The following is a 21929-nucleotide window of genomic DNA, read 5'->3' as shown; positions in this document are numbered from 1 at the left end:
CGTTTTCCGGGCGCGAACCGTATCCACTTCGTCGGAAAACGCTTTTACGAAATAAAGCTCAGCCCGCGCATCAGGCCTTCTGCGCGAGCTTCTCTCTCAGGAACTCGCGCACCGGCGCCGGCTCGACATCCTTCGCGATCACCGCGCGGCCCACGGCCTCCAGCAGGATGAAGGTGAGCTTGCCGCGCCTGACCTTCTTGTCCTGCGCCATCAGCGCCATCAGCGCGTCGGCGTCGGCCAGCCCTTCCTGCGCGAAGCCCGCGATATCGTGCAGGCGCGTCGGCAGGCCGACTTCAATCAGGTGCCGCTCGACGCGCGTGGCACCCGCCTCGCCAATCATGCCGAGCTTCGCCGAAAACTGCGCCGCCAGCGTCATGCCGATCGAAACGCCCTCGCCGTGGAAAAGACGGTCGGAGAAACCGGTCGCTGCTTCGAGCGCGTGACCAAAGGTGTGGCCGAGATTGAGCAGGGCGCGCTCGCCGGTCTCGCGCTCGTCGCGGGAGACGACGCCCGCCTTGGCGCGGCAGGAGGTCGCGATCGCATGCTCGCGCGCCGAGCCGCCCCTGAAGATCTCGGAATGGTTCTTTTCCAGCCAGCCGAAGAAGGCCTCGTCGCCGAGCACGCCGTATTTGGCGACCTCGGCATAGCCGGCGCGGAACTGGCGCGGCGACAGCGTGTCGAGCACGGCGGTGTCGGCAATCACCAGCACCGGCTGGTGGAAGGCGCCGAGCAGGTTCTTGCCCTGCGGCGAGTTGATGCCGGTCTTGCCGCCGACGGATGAATCGACCTGCGCCAAGAGCGAGGTCGGCACCTGCACGAAATCGACGCCGCGGCGCAGGATCGCCGCGGCAAAGCCGGCGAGATCGCCGACCACGCCGCCGCCGAGCGCGATGACGAGATCGTTGCGCTCGATCTTCGCGGCGATCAGGGCCTCGCTGACCTTTTCGAGGCCCGCATAGGTCTTGGAGTTCTCGCCTTCCTCGACGACGATGGGCGAGGTCGGAATGGCGGCGGCCGCGAGCGAGGCTTCGGTCGGCTCAAGCCAGTGTCTTGCAACGGTGCGGTCAGTCACGATGGCCGTGCGCACGCCGGGGCGCAAAGCCGCGATCCGTTCGCCGAGCGAAGACAGCACGCCGCGGCCGATGACGATGTCATAGGCGCGGTCGCCGAGCGCAACATCGACGTTGATGGGATCGGAATGTTTCAACGGCGCAGTCATCGTGCGGCACTCGCAACGTCGGCAGGCGGTGGGGCGGACTGTTCGCCGCAGAGATGGGCGTGCAGTGTCTCGATGCACTCCTCGACGATCTTGTCGTGCGGCACGTCACGCGAGGCAATGGTGAGGTCCGCCTTGCGGTAGATCGGCTCGCGCTCGGTGAGCAGGCGCGTCACCGTCCCTTCCGGATCGGCGGTCCGGAGCAGCGGGCGATCGGCGCGCCGGCGCACGCGGCGCATGATGACGTCGTGATCTGCCCGAAGCCAGATCGAGACCGCCTTGGCGGCGATGCGGGTCCGCGTCTCCTCGCGCATGAAGGCGCCGCCGCCGGTCGCCAGCACCACCGGGCCGCCCTCGAGCAGGCGCGCGATCACGCGGGCCTCGCCGTCGCGAAAGTGCTGTTCGCCATGGCGCTCGAAGATCTCCGGTATGGTCATGCCGGCCGCCGCCTCGATCTCGGTGTCGGCATCGACGAAGGGCAGCTTGAGCCTGACAGCCATGCGGCGGCCGATGGTGGATTTGCCCACCCCCATCATGCCGACGAGCACGATCGAGCGCGCGCCCAGGGCCGACAGGATGTCGGCCTCGGGCGAAGCGGGAATCGGCAACGCGGCGTCGGACATGGATCTCGCTCGATCTGCCGCCAAAGGCGGCATGGTTTGGCCACCTATACGACCCCGCAGGGGCCCTCGCCAGAGGACTCTTGCCACGAAACGGCGAACATGTTGGATGATTTCATTAGTTAATTTGTCTGCCAACGTCCCCGACAGAGACCCCAGACCGATGCCCAGCCTGTTCCGCTTCCTGACGGTCGTCGCCGTGATCGCCGGCATCGTCTATGGCGTGATCTTCGCGCTGGCGAATTTCGTCAACCCGAAGCCGCGGGACATGACGGTGACGATCCCGCCGGATAAGTTTCTCAAGAAATAGCAGCTAGGCTCGTGGGCATGCGCACAAAGCCCTCAGACAGCAAGCTCACCGGCCTGTTCCTCGACATGCTCGCGGCGGAACAGGGCGCCGGGCCCAATACGCTCGACGCCTATCGCCGCGACCTCACCGATTTCTCGGAATTTCTCGGCCGCGTCGGCCATAGCTTCGCGGATGCGGAGACGCAGGTCCTGCGCGACTACCTCGCCGATCTCGACAGCCGCGGCTTCAAATCCACCAGTGTCGCGCGGCGGCTGTCGGCGATGCGGCATCTCTACCGCTTCCTGCTGAACGAGCGCATCCGCACCGACGATCCCGCCGCGATTCTGTCGGGCCCCAAGCGCGGCCGCGGCCTGCCAAAGGTGCTCTCGATCGCGGATGTCGACCGCATGCTCCGCCGCGCCAAGGAAATGAGCGAGGCGGAAGAGGTATCGCCGTCGAAACGGCTGCGGGCGTTGCGGCTCTATTGCCTGCTGGAGGTGCTCTACGCCACGGGGCTGCGCGTCTCCGAGCTGGTGGCGCTGCCGCGCTCGGCGGCCAAGCGCGATGCGCGCATGATCGTGGTGCGCGGCAAGGGCAACAAGGAACGCCTGGTGCCGCTCAACGAGGCCTCGCGGCAGGCAATGGCGGATTATCTCGCGGCAATGGAAGCTGCGAAGACGGAAAACAAGAAAGGCAGCCTGGCCGCCTCGAAATGGCTGTTCCCCTCCTTCGGCGAGAGCGGACATCTGACGCGCCAGCACTTTGCCCGCGACCTCAAGGAGCTCGCAGTTGCCTCCGGCCTGCAGGCCCGGCTGGTCTCCCCGCACGTGCTGCGCCATGCCTTCGCGAGCCACCTGCTGCACAACGGCGCGGACTTGCGCATCGTGCAGACCCTGCTGGGGCACACCGACATCTCGACCACCCAGATCTACACCCACGTGGTCGAGGAACGGCTGAAGAGCCTGGTGCGCGACCTGCACCCGCTGGCGGAGACATAGGTCTCGCGAGGTGCGTCCCTCTCGCGCTTGGAAGAGAGGGTATTTCCACGGACGGAGAGCCCCCCAGGGGAGAAAGCCCTCACCCGCGCCTTCGGCGCGACCTCCCCCGCAAGCGGAGAGGTGAAGGAAACCGCCTTGACTTCGGCCACATCTCCGCAGAAAGAGCCGTGGCCTCACGACCGATTTGGCCGAGTGCCGCGAGCGCACAAGCCAACTCGTTGAAGAAACTACACTTCTTTCCGCGCCCCAACCTCGCTTCGCTTCTTTCGCCCCGTCCCCCTATACTGAGTTGATGCAAGACCAGATGCGCAGCTATCTCGACTTCGAAAAGCCCGTCGCCGAGCTCGACTCCAAGGTCGACGAATTGCGCGCGCTCGCCGCCTCCGGCACCGACATCAGCGACGAGATCGGCCGGATCGAGGACAAGGCGGCGCAGGCGCTGGCGGACCTCTATACGAACCTGACGCCGTGGCAGAAGACGCTGGTCGCGCGGCATCCGCAGCGGCCGCATTTCAACGACTTCATCAAGGGGCTGATCACCGAGTTCACCCCGCTCGCTGGCGACCGCAAGTTCGGCGAGGACGAGGCGCTGGTCGCCGGGTTCGGCCGCTTCCGCGGCGAGCCGATCTGCGTGATGGGCCAGGAAAAGGGCGATTCCACCGAGAGCCGCATCCGGCACAATTTCGGCATGGCGCGGCCCGAGGGCTATCGCAAATGCGTGCGGCTGATGGAGATGGCCGAGCGGTTCGGCCTGCCCGTGCTGTCGCTCGCCGATTCCGCCGGCGCCTATCCCGGCATCGGCGCCGAGGAGCGCGGCCAGGCGGAAGCCATCGCGCGCTCCACCGACGCGTGCCTGGCACTGACCGTGCCGAACGTCGCCATCATCACCGGAGAGGGCATGTCGGGCGGTGCCATCGCCATCACCACCGCCAACAAGGTGCTGATGCTGGAGCACGCGATCTACAGCGTGATCTCGCCCGAAGCCGCCTCCTCGATCCTCTGGCGCGACGGCACCAAGGCACAGGAAGCCGCCAACAACATGAAGATCACCGCCCAGGACATGCTTCGCTTCGGGGTGATCGACGCCATCCTGAAGGAGCCGGTCGGCGGCGCCCATCGCGACCCCGCCGCCATGATCGCCACCACCGGCGATGCCATCGCCAAGGCCTTCGACGAGCTCAAAGGCCTCGACGGCGACGCCATCCGCAAGCAGCGGCGGCAAAAATTCCTCGATATCGGCCGGAAACTGGGCTGATTCGGGCCGTTCCAGCGCCCGCGACGGCGGTCTGCTCGCTCCCCGCCTGCGGGGGAGGGTTGCGGAGGGGGTGTCTCCCCTCGCGACATTTCCAGCGCGGCATGAGCCCGCTCCCGGCCTCCCCCGCGGGGGAGGTGAAGTGGCCCCCCGGTAACCCCGCATTAACCCTTTTTTTGCCCAAATCGGCGATCTCAGTGGCAGTTTGGCCGCAAGGCCCAAGTTCCGGCCCAGTTCCAGGTTACGGCCTGATTTAACTCTCTGTTGACCACGCCTTTGGGCCAACGGTCTCGTGATCCCCGCTCGGGTTGCGACCACATGACCCAGAGGTTAGAATTTTAATCAATGGCTTCAGGGCATAAGCGCTGGAGTGTGGTCTGAACGAGCCCGTCACGTCGGGTGGTTGTCCGGTCTGATCATGCGCCAAAAGAATTGGGGTTCGCGCTCTCTGCCCGGCATGGTGTGGGGTCCATCTTGATTTCTCGTTCGCTTGCTCGCGCGCTCTTGGCTTCGGTTGCGCTGATGACGGCCGGCGTCCTGCTGTCCGGCTGCGACACCGACCAGGTCTCGCTCGCGACCAACGCCAAGGCGAACCAGCCGGTGCCGCCAAAACTTCTCGCCGCGATGGTCGAGAAGGACATGGACCTGCAATCGCCGATCCTGGTGCGCCTGTTCAAGCAAGAGGCCGAGCTCGAGGTCTGGAAGCAGACCCGGAGCGGCCAGTTCGCGCTGCTCAAGACCTATCCGATCTGCCGCTGGTCCGGCGATCTCGGCCCCAAGGTGCGCGAAGGCGACCGCCAGGCACCGGAAGGATTCTACTCGATCAATCCGAGCCAGATGAATCCGCAGTCAGCCTATTACCTCTCCTTCAACACCGGCTATCCCAACGCGTTCGACAAGGCGCTGGGGCGCACCGGCTCGCAGCTGATGGTGCATGGCGACTGCTCGTCGCGCGGCTGCTACGCGATGACCGACGAGCAGATCGCCGAGATCTATTCGTTGGGGCGCGAATCCTTCTTCGGCGGCCAGAAGGCGTTCCAGCTGCAGGCCTATCCGTTCAAGATGACGCCGGTGAACATGGCCAAGCACCGGAACAATCCGAACATGGCCTTCTGGAAGATGATCAAGGAAGGCTATGATCATTTCGAGGTGACGCGGCAGGAGCCGAAGGTCGATTTCTGCGAGAAGAAGTACGTCTTCGACGCCGCGAAGCCGGCCGACGCCAAGCGCGATCCGGTGTTCGACGCCTCCGCGAAATGCCCGGCCTATGTGATCCCGGAGGACATCGCCAGCGCCGTGCGCGAGAAGCAGGCGAAGGACGAGGCCGAATACGCCAAGCTCGTCGCCAAGGGTACGCCGGTGGCGCGCATGAACACCGGCATCGACGGCGGCATGAACAAGATCTTTGCCGCCAAGATTCCGGAAGGCTCGACGGGCCTGTCGGAAGGCGCCGAGGGCACCACGCTGCAGATGCTGGCGATGGCGAAGGCGCCCGGCACGATCCCCGGACACGTCAATCCGCCCAAGCCGAATCTCGACGCAGTCGCGACCGCGCCTGCGCCTGCGCAGCAGGAAGAGCCGGTCGTCGCCGTCAGCGCGCCCGCGACCAACACCCGCGTCGCCGCAGCTCAGCCCGCCGAGAAATCGCAAGGCGGCGGCTTCTTCTCCAACCTCGGCCGCAAGATGGGCCTTGGCACCGCCGACACCACGGCGACCACCACGCCTCCACCGCCGCAAGCGACCGCGTCAGTGACGCCGGCTACGACCTCCACGACGCCGCCGACCGCAGCGTCGAGGTTGACGGCTGCCGTGACCCGGCTCGTGCCGGGGCATGACAAGTCCAAGGATGCCACAAAGGATGCGCCAAAGCCGGCGGTGGCCGCCGCCAAGCCGGCAGCAGAGCCGCCGAGGCCGCAGCCTGACACGCGGCTTGCCCAGACGCGTCCTGCGCTGAAGCCGTCCGCCTCGGATGGTGCGAGCGACGGCACCCAGATGGCCGGGGCCGCGCCGGTGGTGCAGTCGAACTCGTTCGACAGCCGCTTTGGGGCGATCAAGTAAGCGGGCGACGGCTGGCGCCCGAGCGCGCCGTCACTGCTGTTTTCTCTGCACCGCACGGTAGGGACTTTGGATCGTGAACGCATCCGGCACGATGCCGCTTTCGATCCGCTTCCACGTCACTTGCGCAGCAATGGGAAAATTTTCGCGCGCCCGTGGCGAGAAGGTGCCGATCGCGGTGGTGCCGCGGCCGTTACGCAAATAGTCGAGAAAGATGCGGCCGCTCCGCCGGGCCTGGGCCGAGAGTACGTACCGCTCGGGCCGACGCAATGCGAAATCCGCCACGACATCGCGGGCCACGCGATGCGCCCGATCGTGCAGCATTGGCTCGTCGAGCGGGGCCATCAAATGAATGCCCTTGCCCCCGGTCAGCTTGGGCCAGGTCGCAAACCCCTCACGTCTCATCAGCGTGCGAAGCTCCAGAGCGGTCTCAGCCACGACATCCCATTCGACACCGTCGCCGGGATCAAGGTCGATCACGATGCGATCGGCGTGCTCGACATCCTCAACCCTCGAATTCCAGGGGTGCAGCTCGACGGCGCCGAGCTCGACGAGGCCGAGGAAGCCGTCAAGGCTGTCCACCCACAGCCGCGTGCCCTCGCCGCCTTCGCGCTTTTGGATGCGCAGCTGGTGGACCGCTTGCGGGATGTCCTTCGGCAGCGGCCCCTTGTGATAGAACGTCGTGCCGTGCACGTGGCGCACCAGCTTGAGCGGGCGATGCCCCAGATGCGGCAGCGCCTTCTTCCAGACGCGCGTCCAGTAACGCGCGAGCTCATCCTTCGACGGCACCACCGCATCGGGCAGCAGCTGCAGGATATTCTCCCCGGGAACGCCGAGCTTCGGCCGTCCGACGGATGAAGGCACCAACCGTGGCGCCCTGACCTTGCGCGGCGCCAGATCGTCGCGCAGGCCCTTGAACACGGCTTCGCGCAGCAGGCCATCGTCGGTCAGAGCGCCATATTCCACCTCGGCGTTCACCGCCGGTTCGACCCAGGTGGCCTTGGGCTTCTTCACGGGCATGTCGAGCGGAGAGTTGCGCCGGATCAGTGGGTCCAGCCGTTCACGCAATTCACGCGCGGTCGCCTCGGTGTATCCGGTGCGCACCTTGCCGGCATAAAGCAGGCGTCCATCCGCGTGACGCCCGACATAGAGCGAAGCCACCTTCCGCGGGTGCGCGCCCAGCTTCTCGACGAAGGCGACAATCGGAAAGGTCTCGCTCTTCTTGCATTTCAGCTTGAGCCAGGTTTCCTGCCGTCCGGAGCGATAGGGTGCGTCGGCGCGCTTGGCGAGCAGCCCTTCGAGGCCGAGCCTGCAAGCATGGCGAAAGATTTCCTCGCCGTCGGCCTCGACATGCTCGACATAGATGAAAGTCTCGGGCGCATCTTTCAGGAGGCGCTGCAGCAGCTGCTTGCGCTCGACGAAGGCGACGCCGCGCAAATCATGGCCGTCGAGATACAACAGATCGAAGGCATGATAGCGAACGCGGCGGCTCTGCTTGGCGCCGAGTTCGCGCCTCAGTTGCTGGAAATCCGGCAAGCCGCCACTGCCATAGACCACGGCCTCTCCATCGATGATCGCGCTCCTGGCTTTGAGCTTGCGCGCGGCGGACGCAATCGACGAGAACTGCTCGGTCCAATCGTAGCCGGCGCGCGAATAGACCGTGGCCGCGCCGGCTTGCAGGTGAGTTTGCGCCCGATATCCGTCGGCCTTGATCTCGAAGACCCAGCCGCGGCCTTGCGGCGGCGTTTCGCGCAGCGTGGGATCGCACGGCGCGATGTAAGACGGAATCGGAGTCTTGCGCACGCCGGCTAGGCGCGACACTCCCGACGGACGCAACGCAACGGCACACATCCCGGATTCAACGCCGCGCAGCAGATTCGTTCCGGTTCGAAACAAAATCGGCTGATGGGCGGCGAAGCCTTTGAAGAGAGAAAGTTTTTCGGAGAGCGCGGCCCCGCGCTGGCCGAGTTTTGGGAAGATGGTCAGCACGCGGTCGACCGCAGAGATATCGTTGCTCGCGAACGAGCCGACGGCCAGATTGTCGCCGGAGTTAACTGCGCTCCACAGAGTGGACCGTCATCGCCCGATGTAATCGGGCGATCCAGTATTCCAGAGACGGATGTGATTGAGCCGGGAGGCCGCGGCGTACTGGGTCGCCCGGTCGAGCCGGGCGACGACGGCGAAGCGTGAAGCGCGAGCTTCGCGCCTCAGGCGTAATTCGCCTCAAGCATACCGCCCGTGGCAGTGCTTGTACTTCTTGCCCGAGCCGCACGGGCAGTCCTCGTTGCGGCCGACCTTGCCCCAGCTCGCGGGGTTCTTGGGATCGCGCAGCGCCGCGTCAGTGGCCTGCGCGCCGAGCGTGACGCTGGCGAGTGCCATCTCGTCCTCGCCGGTGTTCGGATCGAACTTGTGCGCTTCCATCGCCGGCAGCGCCGGAGCTTCCTGCTCCGGCGGGACGATCTCGACCCGCATCAGCTGCGCCGTGACGGCCTCGCGTAGGTGAGCGCTCATCTCCTGGAAGAGGTTGAAGGCCTCGGTCTTGTACTCCTGCAAGGGATCGCGCTGGCCGTAACCGCGGAGGCCGATGACCTGGCGCAGATGGTCGAGCATGATCAGGTGCTCGCGCCAGAGATGGTCGAGCGTCTGCAGCAGGATGGTCTTCTCGACGTAACGCATCACGTCGGGACCCCATTGCGCGACCTTGGCCGCCATGTGCTCGTCGGCCTTGGTCTCGATGCGGTTAAGCAGCTCCTCGTCGGCGATGCCCTCTTCCTTGGCCCATTCGTCGACGGGCAGGTCGAGATCGAGCACGCGCCTCAGCTCTTCCTTCAGGCCGGCGACGTCCCACTGCTCGGCATAGGCGTGCTCGGGCACGTGCTTGGCGACGAGGTCGTCGATGAAGGCGTGACGCATGTCGGTGACGGTCTCGGCGACGCTGTCGTCCTTCATCAGCTCGACGCGCTGGTCGAAGATCACCTTGCGCTGGTCGTTCTGGACGTTGTCGAACTTGAGGAGGTTCTTGCGGATGTCGAAGTTGCGGGCTTCGACCTTCTGCTGCGCCTTTTCGAGCGCCTTGTTGATCCAGGGATGGATGATCGCCTCGCCCTCCTGCAGGCCGAGACGCTGGAGCATGCTGTCGAGGCGATCCGAGCCGAAGATGCGCATCAGATCGTCTTCCAGCGACAGGAAGAACTTCGAGCGGCCGGGGTCGCCCTGACGGCCGGAACGGCCGCGCAGCTGGTTGTCGATGCGGCGGGATTCGTGGCGCTCGGAGCCGATGATGTAGAGACCGCCGGGCTTCTTCACGGTCTTGGCGGGCTTGCTGCCCTTCGCCGGCTCGATCTCGACAGTTTCTTCCGCCTTCAGCACGATGTCGCGGAAATGCGCGATGTCGGCCTTGATCTGCTCGATCTTCTTGGCCCTCTCGGCCTCGTCGGTGATCCCGGCAGTCTCCTGCTGGATACGCATCTCCAGCGAGCCGCCGAGCTTGATGTCGGTACCGCGGCCGGCCATGTTGGTTGCGATCGTGATCGCACCGGGAACCCCGGCTTCGGCGACGATATAAGCTTCCTGCTCGTGGAAGCGCGCGTTCAGCACCGCGAACAGCTTCGACGGCTTGCCCGCGCGGGCGGCGGCATAGAGCTTGTCGAGCGCGTTCTCCTTGCCGAAATCGATCTGCTTGTAACCGTTCTGCTTCAGGAACTCGGCAAGCACTTCCGACTTCTCGATCGAGGCCGTGCCGACCAGCACGGGCTGCAGCCGCGCGTTGGCGCGCTCGATCTCGGCCAGGATGGCGGCGTATTTTTCCTTCTGGGTACGGTAGACCTCGTCGTCCTCGTCGAGGCGCGCAATCGCCAGATTGGTCGGGATCTCCACGACCTCGAGCTTGTAGATGTCGAACAGTTCGTCCGCTTCGGTCGCGGCGGTACCGGTCATGCCCGCGAGCTTCTCATACATGCGGAAGTAGTTCTGGAACGTGATCGAGGCCAGCGTCTGGTTCTCGGGCTGGACCTGGACGTGCTCCTTGGCCTCCAGCGCCTGGTGCAGGCCCTCCGAATAGCGCCGGCCCGGCATCATGCGTCCGGTGAACTCGTCGATGATGACGACCTCGCCGTCGCGGACGATGTAGTCCTTGTCCCGGGTGAACAGCGTGTGGGCGCGCAGCGCCTGGTTGATGTGGTGCACGACGGAGACGTTCTCGACGTCGTACAGCGACTCGCCCTTGAGCTGACCGGCATCGCGCAGCAGCGTCTCGATCTTCTCCATGCCGGCTTCGGTCAGCGTCACCGTGCGCTGCTTCTCGTCGACGTCGTAGTCGGACTTGTCGAGCCTGGGCAGGAAGCCGTCGATGGTGTTGTAGAAGTCGGAGCGGTCGTCGAGCGGCCCGGAGATGATCAGCGGCGTGCGCGCTTCATCGATCAGGATGGAGTCGACCTCGTCGACGATGGCGAAGAAGTGCGGCCGCTGGACCATGTCCTCGAGCCGGTACTTCATGTTGTCGCGCAGGTAATCGAAGCCGTATTCGTTGTTGGTGCCGTAGGTGATGTCGCAGGCATAGGCGGCCTTGCGCTCGGCATCGTCGAGGCCGTGCACGATCACGCCGGTGGTCATGCCGAGGAAGGCGTAGATCTGGCCCATCCAGCCGGAGTCGCGGCGGGCGAGGTAATCGTTGACGGTGACGACGTGGACGCCCTTGCCGGCGAGCGCGTTGAGATAGACCGCGAGGGTCGCGACCAGCGTCTTGCCTTCGCCGGTCTTCATCTCGGCGATGTCGCCCTCGTGCAGCACCATGCCGCCGATCAGCTGGACGTCGAAATGGCGCTGGCCGAGCGTGCGCTTGGCGGCCTCGCGCACCGTGGCGAAGGCGGGCACCAGCAGGTCGTCCAGGGTCTTGCCCTCGGCGAGCTGCTTCCTGAACTCGGTAGTGCGGGCCTTGAGCGCCTCGTCGGAGAGTTTCGAGACCTCGGGCTCCAGCGCGTTGATCGCGTTGACGCGGGACTGGTATCCCTTCACCCGCCGGTCGTTGGCGGAGCCGAAAAACTTGCGGGCGAGCGCGCCGATCATGCCTGGTTCCTGTGTTCGCGATTCAACCGCGTTGGGCCTAAGAAGTTGTCACCCGCCGGCCTATCAACTCACCGTGACGCCCGATGACGTCAGAGCCCGGACTGCGGGGGTCATCCGCCATATGGGTGGGAATTGGGCAAGTCTGGGTTCAACGGCCAAAAACGCAGCAAAATAAACGCCATCGCCATGGACGCGACCGGGCAGAGATATGGCCCGGTCATGGCCTTGTCAACGGCGGGCGCGTTGCGGCTAATTCATCATTTTGCCAGACTTTTCGCGTTGCCAAGCCCCCCTGATTGGGCGAGTGTCCGCCCCGCTCGAGCAGCCCCCTGCTTCAACAAAAGGATTTTCCATGACCACCTCGTTCCCGGTAACCAAAACCGGCCTGCGCTTCGGCCTCGCCACCGCCCTCGTGGGCTGCCTTGCGCTGGCGCTGATCGCGGGTCCCGGCCGGGCTGCCGACGATCCGGTCCTGGCGAAGGTCAATGGAGCTGAAATCAAGAAGAGCGACGTTGCCATGGCAGAGGAGGAACTCGGGCCGAGCCTCGCCCAGATGGACCCGGCTACCAAGGACGAGAACGTCCTGTCGTTCCTGATCGACATGAAAATCGTGTCCAAGGCGGCCGAGGACAAGAAAGTCGCCGACAGCGAGGAGTTCAAGAAGCGTCTGGCGTTCGCCCGCAACCGCCTGCTGATGGACAGCATCCTCGCCAACGAGGGCAAGGCCGCCACCACGCCGGACGCCATGAAGAAGGTCTACGAGGAAGCCTCCAAGCAGATCACCGGCGAGCAGGAGGTGCGCGCCCGCCACATCCTAGTCGAGACCGAGGACGAGGCCAAGGCGGTGAAGGCCGAGCTCGAAAAGGGCGCCGATTTCGCCGAGCTCGCCAAGAAGAAGTCCAAGGATCCGGGCTCCGCCGACGGCGGCGACCTCGGCTTCTTCACCAAGGAGCAGATGGTGCCGGAATTCTCGGCCGTCGCCTTCGCGCTCGAGCCGGGCAAGATCTCCGACCCCGTGAAGTCCCAGTTCGGCTGGCACATCATCAAGGTCGAGGAAAAGCGCGCCCGCAAGGCGCCGGACTTCGAGCAGGTCAAGGCGCAGATCGAGAACTACGTCACCCGCAAGGCTCAGGCCGACTACGTCGCCAAGCTGCGCGCCGAGGCGAAGGTCGAGCGGCTGGATCAGCCGGCGGCGGACGCCAAGCCCGCCGACGCGGCCAAGCCGTCCGACAGCAAGATGGCGCCGCCGGCGAAGAAGTAAGAATTCGCTGTCACTTCGCGGACGCCAATAGTATCTAACGTCGCAATGGCCGGGCCTAAAGTGCGAAGCACGTCTTTGCACTTGATGGCCCGGCCATCTGCATGTCCAGACCCACCAAGGCGCCCCACGATGTCCTCAGCCGTCTCCCCGCTCGCCCCGCAACACGTTCCCGACATGCCCGTGATCGCGGGCATCCGCCTTGCGACGGCCGAGGCCGGTATCCGTTACAAGAACCGTACCGACGTGCTGCTGGCGGTGATGGACAAGGGCACGGCGGTCGCCGGCGTGTTCACCAAGTCGAAATGCGCTTCGGCGCCCGTGGAGTGGTGCCGCGCCAGACTGAAGGGCGGCAAGGCGCGCGCGCTCGTCGTCAATTCCGGCAATGCCAATGCCTTCACCGGCAAGACCGGTCGCGCCTCCACCGCGCTGACCGCGAAGATTGCGGCCAAGGCGGTCGGCTGCAGCGAGGGTGAAATCTTCCTGGCCTCGACCGGCGTCATCGGCGAGCCGCTGGATGCGACCAAGTTCGACGGCGTGCTGGGCCGCCTCGCCGAGACCGCCGAACCCGGCGACTATCTCGCCGCGGCCAAGGCCATCATGACGACCGACACCTTCCCGAAGGTCGCGACCGCGACCGTCAAGCTCGGCAAGGCCAAGGTCACCATCAACGGCATGGCCAAGGGCGCCGGCATGATCGCACCAGACATGGCGACGATGCTGTCCTTCATCTTCACCGACGCGCCGATCGCGCCCGCAGCGCTGCAGGCGCTGCTCAAGGCCGGCGTCGAGGACACCTTCAATGCGGTGACGATCGACGGCGACACCTCGACCTCGGACACCCTGCTGGCGTTCGCCACCGGCGCCGCCGCCGAGCACGGCGCACCCAAGATCAGCCGCCCCAGCGATCCCAGGCTGAAGGGCTTCGTCAAGGCGTTCAACCAGGTGCTCGCCAACCTCGCCGAGCAGGTCGCCCGCGACGGCGAGGGCGCGCGCAAGCTGGTCGAGATCACCGTCGAGGGCGCCAAGACCAAGGCCTCGGCGCGCAAGATCGCGATGTCGATCGCCAACTCGCCGCTGGTCAAGACCGCGATCGCCGGCGAGGACGCCAATTGGGGCCGCGTGGTGATGGCCGTCGGCAAGGCCGGCGAGCCGGCCGATCGCGACAAGCTCTCGATCTCCTTCAACGGCATCCGCGTCGCCAAGAGCGGCGCGCGCGATCCGTCCTATGACGAGGCGCAGGTGTCGGAGGCGATGAAGGCGCCGGAGATCGCGATCAAGGTCTCGCTCGGCCTCGGCAAAGGCCGCGACCGCGTGCTGACTTGCGACCTCACGAAGGAATATGTGGCGATCAACGGAGACTATCGATCGTAGTTGCAATCGTCATCGCGGGGCGCGCCAAAACATGGCCGATCTCAAACTGACTCTGGTAGTGGCCTGCGCGCTGGTCGACGCCGACAAGCGCGTCCTGATCGCGCAGCGCCCCGAAGGCAAGGCACTGGCTGGCCTGTGGGAATTCCCCGGCGGCAAGCTCGAGCCGGGCGAACGGCCGGAGCAGAGCCTGATCCGCGAGCTGCATGAGGAGCTCGGCATTACCGTCGCCGAGCCGTGCCTGGCGCCGCTCACCTTCGCCAGCTACGGCTACGAGACGTTTCATCTGTTGATGCCGCTCTACATCTGCCGGCGCTGGGAAGGGATGGTCACCCCACGCGAGGGCCAGAACCTCGCCTGGGTCCGCGCCAACAAGCTGCGCGACTACCCGATGCCGCCCGCGGACATCCCGCTGATCCCGCATTTGATCGATTTGCTGATGTGAGCCCGGCAGGCTCAACGACAAACGACTCACTCTTTCCCCGCCTTCTTCACCGCCTCCGCCAGGCTTGCTTTCGCCGACCCCGGCTTGAGCGGTTGCTGCTGGCTCGCATGCGGCGCCCATCCGGAGAGCCAGATGATGTCGAACGTCGCGCGGATGCGGCCATCGGCATCGGCAAAGCGCCCGGCGTAGATCTCGGCCATCCGCAGCAGCGTCGCGCGGCGCGTCGGTGTACGCCGGCGCTCGAGCAGAACATTGGCCGCGCCCATGCGGCGGAGATCCTGCATCAGCGCGAACGCATTGCCATAACGCACCACGACGCGATCGACATCGGTTACCGGCAACGCAAAGCCCGCCCGCTGCAACAGCGCACCGATGTCGCGCAAATCAGCGAACGGCGCGACACGCGGCGACACGCCGCCCTCGCATTCGGCCTCCGCCGCGGCAAAGGCCTGCCGCAGCTCGGTCAAGCTGTCGCCGCCGATCATCGCGGCGAGCAAGAGCCCGTCCGGCTTCAGCGCCCGACGGATTTGCGCGAGCACGCCCGGCAGGTCGTTGACGAATTGCAGCGCCAGCGCCGAGACGACGAGGTCGCGGCTTTCCGGCGCGAAGGGCAGTTTTTCCACGCCGGCCGCATCGAGCGCGACCCGTTCGATGGAAGGCAGGCGCGCGCGCAGCGCGGCGAGACCGTCACCGGGCGTCCAGAGATCGGCCGGGGCGTGAAACTCCCGCATCACGGCCGCCAATCGGTCCGACAAGTCCTCGGCGACCCGGTCGAGCAGGAAGCTCACGGCGCCCTGCCCTTTCGCGCGCCGTTGCCTCGCATGCAGCAAGGCGCGATCGAACAAAGCGGGCGGAGTCTGGGGGTTCTGGGCCATGCCGCTGGTTACGCCGATCTCCACTGTTCTGGCAATCCGCTGCGTGCAGCGCTAGCCTCCCCTCATGGAAGCCAACGCCGCCCCTTCCCGTTCCATCTCCGCACCACTGCGTGCCGCATGGACGGCCGGCCGCCATGTGCTGTCGCGCGCGGCGCGGCTAGCGCTGGACATTGCGCTGCCGACGCTGTGCGTATCCTGCCGCGAGCCGGTCGACGGCGAGGGCGTTTGCGCTTCGTGCTGGGCGCGGCTGTCGTTCATCGAACGGCCGTATTGCCCGCGGCTCGGCATCCCCTTCGTTTACGACCCCGGCCCCGACATGCTGTCGATGGAGGCGATCGCGAGCCCGCCGGCCTACCAGCGGGCGCGCGCGGCGGTGCGCTATGACGACGTCGCGCGCACGCTGGTGCATGCGTTGAAATATCAGGATCGCACCGATCTGGCGCCGGCCATGGGCCGCTGGATGGCGCGCGCGGGCGGCGAGCTGCTGACGGGCGCCGACATGCTGGTGCCGGTGCCCTTGCATTGGCGGCGGGCCTGGCGCCGGCGTTACAACCAGTCCGGAGCGCTGGCGCGCGTGATCGAGCGGCAGAGCGGCGTCAAGGTGCGGGGCGACGTGCTGCGGCGGGTCCGTGCCACCGAGCAGCAGATCGGCCTGTCGCGGGCCCAGCGCGCCACCAATGTGCAGGGCGCATTCCAGGTATCTCCGGACCGTCAGGCCGAGGTCCAGGGCCGCCGCGTCGTGCTGGTCGACGACGTCCTGACCTCAGGTGCGACATTGGATGCCTGCGCGCGCGCCCTGCTCCGCGCCAAGGTAGCCCAGGTGGACGTGCTCGTGTTCGCCCGGGTTGTGGAGGTCAGGTGAAGTCCCATATAATTCAATGAATTCATGACATGAGAGCGCCGGACGAGATGACTGCTGCTGTCGAGATCTATACCAGGCCGGGCTGCGGCTATTGTTCCGCCGCGAGGTCCCTGCTGACCCGCAAGAAGGCGACCTTCACCGAGTTCGATGTCGCCAAGAACCCGTCCTGGCGCCAGGAGATGTACGACCGTGCCGGCGACGGCTCGACCTTCCCGCAGATCTGGATCGGCGGCACCCATGTCGGCGGCTGCGACGATCTCTACGCGCTCGATCGCGAGGGCAAGCTCGACGGCCTGCTCGAAAGCGTGAAGGCGGTATCATGAGCGACAACAGGACCTTCACCGCCGCGATGGTGCAGATGCGCACCGGCCTGTTGCCGGAGCCCAGCCTCGCGCAGGCCACCAGGCTGATCCGGCAGGCTGCGGCGGGCGGCGCCGACTACGTGCAGACGCCCGAAGTCAGCAACATGATGCAGCTGAACCGCAAGGCGCTGTTCGAGCATCTGCAGAGTGAGGAGGACGACACCTCGCTGAAGGCCTACCGCGCGCTCGCCGCGGAACTGAAGATCCACATCCATGTCGGCTCGCTGGCGCTGCGCTTCTCGCCGGAGAAGGCGGTCAACCGCTCCTTCCTGATCGGGCCCGAGGGCAATGTGCTCGCGAGCTACGACAAGATCCACATGTTCGACATCGAGCTGCCGGACGGCGAGAGCTATCGCGAATCCGCCAATTACCAGCCGGGCGAGACCGCCGTGATCTCCGACCTCCCCTGGGGCCGGGTGGGCTTGACGATCTGCTACGACGTGCGCTTCCCCGCGCTCTACCGCGCGCTGGCCGAGAGCGGCGCCCACTTCATCACCGTGCCCTCCGCCTTCACCCGCAAGACCGGCGAAGCGCATTGGCACGTGCTGCTGCGCGCCCGCGCAATCGAGACCGGCTGCTTCATCTTCGCCGCGGCGCAGGCAGGCAACCACGAGAACAAGCGCGAGACCTATGGTCACTCGCTGATCATCGATCCCTGGGGCGAGATCCTCGCCGAGGGCGATGTCGAGCCCGGCATCATCATGGCCAAGATCGATCCGGCCAAGGTCGAGACCGCGCGCCGCGCGATCCCGTCGCTCCAGCACGGCCGCCGCTTCGGCGTCGCCGACCCCAAGGCCGGGCCGGACCATCTGCATCTCGTACGGGGATCGGCATGATCCGCTACGCGCTCCATTGCGACCGGAACCACGCCTTCGAAAGCTGGTTCCAGAGTTCGTCCGCCTATGAGTCGCAGGTGAAGCGAAAACTCGTGACCTGCCCGATCTGCGGCTCGGCCAAGGTCGACAAGGCGATCATGGCGCCGCGCATCGTCGGCAAGAAGGGCCGCGGGCGGGCGACACCGCCGCCGGAGCCGGTGGCTGCAACCACGCCCGAGGCTGCGCCGTCAGGGCCGACCTCGCTGCTGATGGCGCAGGAGCGCGAGCTGCGCGCCAAGCTGAAAGAGCTGCGCGACCACATCGTCAAGAACGCCGACAATGTCGGCGAGCGCTTTGCGAACGAAGCGCGCGCGATGCATTACGGCGACAAGGAGCACCGCCCGATCTACGGCGAGGCGTCGCCGGAAGAGGCGAAGTCGCTGATCGACGAAGGCATCGAGGTCTCGCCGCTGCCGACGCTGCCGGAAGACCGGAATTAGGCTCCCACCAGCACCGCCACGCCGATCACGATCAGTGCGATGCCGAAAATCTCGCGCGGCGCGATCGGCTGCTTGAACGAGTAGTAGGCCACGGCTTGCGCGAACAGCACCTCGATCAAGGCGAGCGTGCGGACATTGGCGGCGGCCGTCAGCGCGAAGGCCAGAAACCAGAACTGCGAGGCGAAGGCGCCCGTGAAGCCGGCAAGCATCGAGGGCCGCCACAGTCCGAGGATGCCCCGCAGCACGTCCGGCGCGCGCCAGAGCAGGTAGATCGTCAGCACCAGCGTCTGCACGAACAGGCCGAGCACCAGCGTAAACGAGGCGGCCGTCACGAACGACACGTTCGGCACCGTGATGATCGCGCCGCGAAAACCGACCGCCGACAGCGCGAATGCCGCAGCTGCGACAAGGCCGGTGATGGTCGGCTTCAATTCCGCAAAACTCTTCTCGCCGCCGGGGCGCAGCGCGGTGATGACGACACCGACGGTCGCGATCACGATCGCCAGCACCTTGAGCCAGGTCAGATGATCGCCGAGAAAGACGAAGCCGAAGATCGCGGTCTGGATCGCCTCGGTCTTGAGGTAGGCCGTGGTCACCACGAAGGATCGGTCATTCATCGCAAGCAGCATCAGGCCGGTCGCGACGATCTGGCTGAGCGCCCCGAGCAGCAACCACGGCCAGAACACGGCCGGCGGCATGCCGATATGATCGCCGGTCGCGACCAGCACCACGCCGAGGAACAGCAGCGAGAACGGGAAGCCGAACAGGAAGCGGATATTGGTCGCGCCCCAGGTCCCCAGCGGCTTGGTCAACGACCGCTGCATCGCATTGCGCGCGACCTGGCCGAGCGCAGCGATGACCGTGAAGGGAATCCAGAGGCTGGCGACGGTGAGCATGGGTTGGGTGGATAGGAAGGGATCTGGAGCCAACCTGCCGCTGGCGGCGAAGCAGGTCAATTACGCGGATGTCATGGGTGCGATGCTCACGCAACAAACTTCGCCGGGACGACACTATTTGTATGTCCGCAGGGTTGCCCCCTCACACCATCGCTTCCGCGACCACCATGTAGTTCACGTCCATGTCCGACGAGAGGCTCCATTTGTCGGCGAAGGGTGAGTAGACGACGCCGGTCTGCTCGGTGATGACGAGTCGGTTGTCGAGCAGGTACTTGGTCAGCTCGTCGGGGGTGACGAATTTGTTCCATTCGTGCGTGCCGCGCGGCAGCCAGCGCAGGACGTATTCGGCGCCGACGATGGCGAGCGCAAAGCTCTTCCAGTTCCGGTTCAGCGTCGAGACCACCATCAGCCCGTTCGGCTTCAGCATCGAGGCACAGCGTTTCAGGAACATGCCGACGTCGGTGACGTGCTCGACCACCTCCATCGCCAGCACGATGTCGAAGCGCTCGCGCGGATCGATCTCCTCCACCGTGGTGCAGCGATAGTCGATCGCAAGATGGCTCTTGTCGGCGTGGAGCTTCGCGGCGGCGATGTTGCTCTGCGAGGGATCGATGCCGATGACCTGTGCGCCGAGGCGCGACAGCGGCTCGCAGAGCAGGCCGGCGCCGCAGCCGATGTCCAGCACGCGCAATCCGCCGAGGCAGTTGAGGCTGCGCACGTTGCGCGCGAACTTGCGGCAGGCGGCGTCGCGGATATAGCCGAGCCGCAGCGGGTTGATCCGGTGCAGCGGCGCCATCTTGCCCTTGGGATCCCACCACTCCGCCGAGAGTTTCGAGAATTTGGCGATCTCGGCGGCGTCGACGGTCGAGCCCGGCTGGGCGGATAGGGAGGTATTTTGCTGCATGCTCATGTTACGCGCGGTCCTACCGCGTGGTGATCGAACTACGGAAGGCGAGCGGCGAGGCGATGGTCCTGATCGTCTCGATCCCCTCACCGACGCCGCGAATCGTCACGTCGCCGTAGTTGAGAATACGTCCAAGAATGGTCTGGTCGACATCGACGCTCTCGACCTTGTCCAGCGCCATCTCGAAAGTGCGGCGCTTGATGAACCCGGTCTTGTGCACGACCCGCAAATTGGTGACGTCGGTCTCGGTGGTGAAGCGATGGAACCAGCCCTTAAGGGTCCAATACAGGGCCGCCAGAGCCACCAGCCCCGAAGCGACGAGGCAAAGCAAAACGAGCCCGTCGGCGGTGGCCTGGCGGGACAGGACGAACAGGACCAAGGCCACGATCCAGGCCACGATCGCCGGGAAATAGAAGATCCAGTGCGCATTGGTCGAATACAGCACTCGCTCGCCGGGCTGCAGGATCTCGTCGATATAACGCGCCATGATCTCGGTTAACCCACTACCCCGCACCCTGCCCCCGCAGGAACCCGCTTGCCCCCGGCCCCGCCGCTCTGTATACGCGCGGTCGGTGTCCGCAGCCAGCCGTCCGGTGCGGGTCACCATACTGATCCTTATGAGGGAATGCACGCGTCGTCATGAGCCGCCTCGTGATGAAATTCGGCGGCACATCCGTCGCCAACATCGAACGCATCCGCAACGTCGCACGCCACGTGAAGCGTGAGGTCGACGCCGGCCATGAAGTGGCGGTGGTGGTCTCGGCGATGTCGGGCAAGACCAACGAGCTGGTGGCCTGGTGCACCGAGGCCTCACCGATGCACGACGCGCGCGAATACGACGCCGTCGTCGCCTCAGGCGAGCAGGTCACGTCCGGCCTGCTTGCGATCGTGCTGCAGAGCATGGGCATCCAGGCCCGCTCGTGGCAGGGCTGGCAGATCCCGATCAAAACCAGCGACGCCCATGCCTCGGCGCGGATCGAGGACATCGACGGCAGCGAGATCATCAAGCGCTTTAAGGAGCGCAAGGAGGTCGCCGTCATCGCCGGCTTCCAGGGCATCAACGCCGAAACCGGCCGGATCACCACGCTCGGCCGCGGCGGCTCCGACACCTCGGCCGTGGCGGTCGCCGCAGCCGTCAAGGCCGACCGCTGCGACATCTACACCGACGTCGATGGCGTCTACACCACCGACCCGCGAATCGTGGCGAAGGCCAAGAGGCTTGATAAGATCGCGTTCGAGGACATGCTGGAACTGGCCTCGCAGGGCGCAAAAGTGCTCCAGGTTCGCTCTGTGGAACTCGGCATGGTTCACAACATGCCGATCTTCGTCCGCTCGAGCTTCGACAAGCCCGAGGACATCGACCCGCATGCCAACCAGCCGCCCGGCACGCTGATCTGCGGCGAGGAGGAGATCATGGAAAACCACGTCGTCACCGGCATCGCCTTTTCGAAGGACGAGGCCCAGATCTCGGTGCGCCAGATCGAAGACAAGCCGGGCGTTGCGGCCTCGATCTTCGGGCCGCTGGCGGAAGCCAACATCAACGTCGACATGATCGTGCAGAACGTCTCCGAGGACGGCAAGACCACCGACCTCACCTTCACGGTCCCGGCCGCCGACTACACCCGCGCCAAGGACACGATTACCGCTGCCAAGGCCAAGATCGGCTATGCCCGGCTTGATACCGCTACCGACGTCGCAAAAATCTCGGTGATCGGGAGCGGCATGCGCAGCCACGCCGGCGTCGCCGCCCAGGCGTTCTCGGCCCTCGCAGGGCGGAATATCAACATCCGGGCCATTACAACCTCAGAGATCAAATTCTCGGTTTTGATCGACGCCGCCTATACCGAGCTGGCGGTGCGCACCCTGCATACGCTCTACGGCCTCGATCAGGCCTGAAGCGCCATCGTCGTCGCGCTTCATATCGTCTTTGAGCACGGTCTCTCCGGAAAAGCACTTTGCACTTTCCGGACCATGACTGGGCTAATTTTCTCTTAGCGGTCGCAGCAAACGCGAAGGTGTACACACCTTCGCGTTTGGCAGGCGTTTTGCTTGGCAAAACAAGCCCCAGTTCGCTATACGGCGAAGAGGGTGGGCTGCCGCAAACTGTGTTCCGGTTCAGGCGGCGCTGATTCGGTGCAGGCGAGAGT

General features: G+C 65.6%; 21 protein-coding genes. 13 read left to right on the top strand and 8 right to left on the bottom strand.

The window, feature by feature from the left end:
* Positions 1–70 precede the first annotated feature (70 nt).
* Both aroB and ACNJYB_RS02660 read right to left on the bottom strand, forming a co-directional pair.
* Positions 71–1219 (bottom strand): 3-dehydroquinate synthase, encoded by a 1149-nt coding sequence (gene aroB / locus ACNJYB_RS02665; protein ID WP_439372576.1) that lies wholly within the window; start codon positions 1217–1219, stop codon positions 71–73.
* A complete protein-coding gene (locus ACNJYB_RS02660) occupies positions 1216–1839 on the bottom strand; it encodes a shikimate kinase (protein ID WP_439372575.1) in 624 nt (207 codons plus the stop codon). Before ACNJYB_RS02660 ends, aroB begins: the two co-directional genes overlap by 4 nt.
* Positions 1840–1999: 160 nt before the next feature.
* Between ACNJYB_RS02660 and ACNJYB_RS02655 the strand changes: the two genes are divergently transcribed.
* From ACNJYB_RS02655 to ACNJYB_RS02640, 4 genes are all read left to right on the top strand, one after another.
* The gene (locus ACNJYB_RS02655; protein ID WP_283022976.1) at positions 2000–2146 is read left to right on the top strand and encodes a histidine kinase; all 147 of its coding nucleotides are present in this window, start codon (positions 2000–2002) and stop codon (positions 2144–2146) included.
* A 17-nt stretch (positions 2147–2163) separates the two neighbouring features.
* A complete protein-coding gene (gene xerD / locus ACNJYB_RS02650; protein WP_439372574.1) occupies positions 2164–3123 on the top strand; it encodes a site-specific tyrosine recombinase XerD in 960 nt (319 codons plus the stop codon).
* Between the two features lie 292 nt (positions 3124–3415).
* Positions 3416–4378, top strand: a complete 963-nt coding sequence (locus ACNJYB_RS02645) for an acetyl-CoA carboxylase carboxyltransferase subunit alpha (RefSeq protein ID WP_439372573.1) — start codon at positions 3416–3418, stop codon at positions 4376–4378.
* A gap of 519 nt (positions 4379–4897) precedes the next feature.
* Positions 4898–6433: a L,D-transpeptidase family protein gene (locus ACNJYB_RS02640; protein ID WP_439372572.1), complete on the top strand. Its 1536-nt coding sequence runs from the start codon at positions 4898–4900 to the stop codon at positions 6431–6433.
* A gap of 30 nt (positions 6434–6463) precedes the next feature.
* On the opposite strand, the gene ligD is transcribed toward ACNJYB_RS02640, so the two are convergent.
* The gene (gene ligD, locus ACNJYB_RS02635; RefSeq protein ID WP_439372571.1) at positions 6464–8281 is read right to left on the bottom strand and encodes a DNA ligase D; all 1818 of its coding nucleotides are present in this window, start codon (positions 8279–8281) and stop codon (positions 6464–6466) included.
* Between the two features lie 54 nt (positions 8282–8335).
* Here ligD and ACNJYB_RS02630 point away from each other — a divergent pair, with 54 nt between their 5' ends.
* Positions 8336–8620: a hypothetical protein gene (locus ACNJYB_RS02630; protein ID WP_439372570.1), complete on the top strand. Its 285-nt coding sequence runs from the start codon at positions 8336–8338 to the stop codon at positions 8618–8620.
* A gap of 33 nt (positions 8621–8653) precedes the next feature.
* Here the strand turns inward: ACNJYB_RS02630 and secA are convergent, their stop codons facing one another.
* Positions 8654–11494, bottom strand: coding sequence for a preprotein translocase subunit SecA (gene secA, locus ACNJYB_RS02625; protein WP_439372569.1), 2841 nt, complete (start codon positions 11492–11494; stop codon positions 8654–8656).
* Between the two features lie 352 nt (positions 11495–11846).
* On the opposite strand from secA, the gene ACNJYB_RS02620 reads away from it, so the two are divergent.
* From ACNJYB_RS02620 to ACNJYB_RS02610, 3 genes are all read left to right on the top strand, one after another.
* Entirely contained in the window at positions 11847–12755 is a 909-nt protein-coding gene (locus ACNJYB_RS02620; protein WP_439372568.1) for a peptidylprolyl isomerase, read from the top strand.
* Positions 12756–12884: 129 nt separating this feature from the next.
* On the top strand, positions 12885–14126 hold the full coding sequence (argJ, locus tag ACNJYB_RS02615) for a bifunctional glutamate N-acetyltransferase/amino-acid acetyltransferase ArgJ (RefSeq protein ID WP_439372567.1): 1242 nt from the start codon (positions 12885–12887) through the stop codon (positions 14124–14126).
* A gap of 31 nt (positions 14127–14157) precedes the next feature.
* Complete coding sequence (locus tag ACNJYB_RS02610; RefSeq protein WP_439372566.1) at positions 14158–14568, top strand: (deoxy)nucleoside triphosphate pyrophosphohydrolase; 411 nt, start codon at positions 14158–14160, stop codon at positions 14566–14568.
* 26 nt (positions 14569–14594) lie between these two features.
* On the opposite strand, the gene ACNJYB_RS02605 is transcribed toward ACNJYB_RS02610, so the two are convergent.
* A complete protein-coding gene (locus ACNJYB_RS02605; protein WP_439375781.1) occupies positions 14595–15443 on the bottom strand; it encodes a methyltransferase domain-containing protein in 849 nt (282 codons plus the stop codon).
* A gap of 64 nt (positions 15444–15507) precedes the next feature.
* On the opposite strand from ACNJYB_RS02605, the gene ACNJYB_RS02600 reads away from it, so the two are divergent.
* From ACNJYB_RS02600 to ACNJYB_RS02585, 4 genes are read left to right on the top strand one after another with little or no spacing between them, the layout of a single operon-like run.
* On the top strand, positions 15508–16305 hold the full coding sequence (locus tag ACNJYB_RS02600; RefSeq protein ID WP_439372565.1) for a ComF family protein: 798 nt from the start codon (positions 15508–15510) through the stop codon (positions 16303–16305).
* Positions 16306–16352: 47 nt separating this feature from the next.
* Positions 16353–16628: a glutaredoxin 3 gene (grxC, locus tag ACNJYB_RS02595; RefSeq protein WP_439372564.1), complete on the top strand. Its 276-nt coding sequence runs from the start codon at positions 16353–16355 to the stop codon at positions 16626–16628.
* Positions 16625–17503, top strand: coding sequence for a carbon-nitrogen hydrolase family protein (locus ACNJYB_RS02590; RefSeq protein ID WP_439372563.1), 879 nt, complete (start codon positions 16625–16627; stop codon positions 17501–17503). The genes grxC and ACNJYB_RS02590 overlap by 4 nt, the downstream gene beginning before the upstream one ends.
* A complete protein-coding gene (locus ACNJYB_RS02585; protein ID WP_439372562.1) occupies positions 17500–17982 on the top strand; it encodes a DUF1178 family protein in 483 nt (160 codons plus the stop codon). Before ACNJYB_RS02590 ends, ACNJYB_RS02585 begins: the two co-directional genes overlap by 4 nt.
* Here ACNJYB_RS02585 and ACNJYB_RS02580 read toward each other — a convergent pair.
* The 3 genes from ACNJYB_RS02580 to ACNJYB_RS02570 form a co-directional block, all read right to left on the bottom strand.
* Positions 17979–18878, bottom strand: a complete 900-nt coding sequence (locus tag ACNJYB_RS02580; protein WP_439372561.1) for an EamA family transporter — start codon at positions 18876–18878, stop codon at positions 17979–17981. The genes ACNJYB_RS02585 and ACNJYB_RS02580 overlap by 4 nt on opposite strands.
* Positions 18879–19020: 142 nt before the next feature.
* Positions 19021–19788 carry a bifunctional 2-polyprenyl-6-hydroxyphenol methylase/3-demethylubiquinol 3-O-methyltransferase UbiG gene (gene ubiG / locus ACNJYB_RS02575; RefSeq protein WP_439372560.1) on the bottom strand — a complete coding sequence of 256 codons (768 nt, stop codon included), beginning with the start codon at positions 19786–19788 and terminating at the stop codon, positions 19021–19023.
* 13 nt (positions 19789–19801) lie between these two features.
* Positions 19802–20269, bottom strand: coding sequence for a PH domain-containing protein (locus tag ACNJYB_RS02570; RefSeq protein WP_439372559.1), 468 nt, complete (start codon positions 20267–20269; stop codon positions 19802–19804).
* 152 nt (positions 20270–20421) lie between these two features.
* Here ACNJYB_RS02570 and ACNJYB_RS02565 point away from each other — a divergent pair, with 152 nt between their 5' ends.
* Complete coding sequence (locus ACNJYB_RS02565) at positions 20422–21678, top strand: aspartate kinase (RefSeq protein ID WP_439372558.1); 1257 nt, start codon at positions 20422–20424, stop codon at positions 21676–21678.
* Positions 21679–21929 lie beyond the last annotated feature (251 nt).

The sequence above is a fragment of the Bradyrhizobium sp. SMVTL-02 genome, assembly GCF_051853005.1.
Taxonomy (GTDB): domain Bacteria; phylum Pseudomonadota; class Alphaproteobacteria; order Rhizobiales; family Xanthobacteraceae; genus Bradyrhizobium.
The sequence above is the reverse complement of the archived record's forward strand: the minus strand, read 5'-3'. Positions and strand labels throughout refer to the sequence as shown.